Origin of the sequence: Streptomyces sp. NPDC058157 (genome assembly GCF_042884105.1) — a bacterium.
GTDB lineage: Bacteria > Actinomycetota > Actinomycetes > Streptomycetales > Streptomycetaceae > Streptomyces.
In genome coordinates this window covers 1-1920 of record NZ_JBHVUQ010000413.1, presented here as the reverse complement: position 1 = coordinate 1920, position 1920 = coordinate 1, and the positions used below count along the sequence as shown (strand labels likewise).

General features: G+C 77.1%; 1 protein-coding gene. It reads right to left on the bottom strand.

Annotated features, from left to right (window positions below):
- A partial coding sequence (locus ACFVXK_RS38450; protein ID WP_389622007.1) for a nitrate- and nitrite sensing domain-containing protein occupies positions 1-1920 on the bottom strand: 1920 nt, incomplete at both ends.

Here is a 1920-nt window from a genome sequence, read left to right as displayed (position 1 = left end):
GGCCTCAGGTGCACCCGGATGCCGTGGCGGGCGGAGAGCCGGCTGACCACGAAGAGGCCGAGCCGGTCGCTGTCGAACAGGTCGAGGTCCTCGCACTGCTCGATCCGCCGGTTCGCCCCGGCGAGGGCCTCGCGGCCCATGCCGAGCCCGCGGTCCTCGACCTCCAGCACGTATCCGGCGCCGACGGGTTCGCCGCTGACCCGGACCTTCGTGTGCGGCGGGGAGAACTGGGCCGCGTTCTCGATCAGTTCGGCGAGGAGGTGCGTGAGGTCGGCGACCGATCCGCCCGCGACCGCGGTCTCGGCGAGCCCGCGCACCTCCACGCGCGGGTAGTCCTCGATCTCGGAGACGGCCGCGCGGACCACGTTCGTCAGCGGCACGGGCGTCCGCCAGGCCCGGCCGGGGGCGGCGCCCGAGAGGATGATCAGGCTCTCGGCGTGGCGGCGCATCCGGGTCGTGAGGTGGTCGAGCCGGAAGAGGTCTCCGAGCTCGCCGGGATCGTCGGCCCGGCGCTCCATCGAGTCGAGCAGGCTGAGCTGCCGGTGGACCAGGACCTGGCTGCGCCGGGCCAGGTTGACGAAGACCCCGCTGACCCCGCCGGCGAGTTCGGCCCGTTCCACGGCGGCGCTGAGCGCGGCCCGGTGGACGGTGGACAGGGCCTCGCCGACCTGGGTGATCTCGTCCTCGGCGGGCGGGCCGGACGGGGCCTCGGCCTCGATGTCGATCTCCTCCGACCGGCCCGCGCGGATCCGGTCCATGGCCTGCGGGAGCTTGCGGTGGGCGATCTCCAGCGCGGAGTCCCGCAACGAGACCAGTTCGACGACCAGGAACCGGCCGATGCGCACGGAGATCACGAGCGTGACGGCGACGGCGGCCAGGCCCAGCAGCACGGCGGCCCCGGCCGGGCTGAGGGCGGCCTCGGTGAGCGGGTCGGCGCGCGGTGCGGTCTCGGCGCGGGCGGCCTGGCGGATCTCGCGCAGGGAGCTGCCGACGCTCGTGTACGCGCCGTCCCAGCCCGGCGGCGTCCCACGGGACTCCTTCGCGGCGGAGGCGGAGGCTCCGGCGCCCCCAGAGGCACCGGCGGCCCCGGAGGCCCCGGCGCCCGCGGCCGTCGGCGTCAGCGCCTTGTCCTCGGCGGCGGTGAGCTCGCCGTACGCGGCGCTCCGCGCCACCGACTCCCACACCGCCCGCTGCCCCGGCGGCAGGTCCCCCGCGGTGGCCGCGGTCAGCGCGCGGCGGGCCTCGACTGCGGCGGTCAGGCGGCGCTGCGCGTCGGCGCTGCGGGCGCCCGGCAGGGCGAGCAGCGCGTCCTCCCGGGAGAGGAGTTCGGCGGCCCGGGCGAAGTCGAGCAGGACCCGGGCGTCCGCGCCGAGCTCGGGGTGCGCACCGCCGGACAGGGCGCCCTCGACCGCCAGGGCGGAGTCGGCGACGCGGGTGTACGTCTCGTAGGCCCCGTTGGGGGTGGCACGCCGGTCGGCGATGTCCTTGCGGGCGGAGCCGAGGGCCTCCGCGTCGGCGACGAAGGCGGTGAGCCGGGCGACGGTGTCGGCGCGGTAGTCACCGGTGTCGGCGACGGTGTGGCGGTCGCCGAGGCGCAGCCGCCGGACGGCCTCGTCGGTCCGCCGGGCCTGCTCCTGGAGGGCGGCCGCCTGGTCGGAGGCGGGGTCGGCCAGGAAGCGGACGGCGGCCCGGCGTTCGGCCTCGATCTCGGTGAGGGCGGCGGCGACGGGCGTGCGTATCGCGGCGTCGACCTGCCGGACGCGGCCGAGGCGGACGATGTCCTGGGCGGCGCTGACGGTGGCGAAGCCCCAGAGGGCGAGCAGGGAGACCACGGGGACCATCAGCAGCGAGACGATCTTCGCCCGGACGGTGGCGGGCCGCAGCCGGAACCCGGCCCTCGCCGGGCTCCCGCCGCCGGAC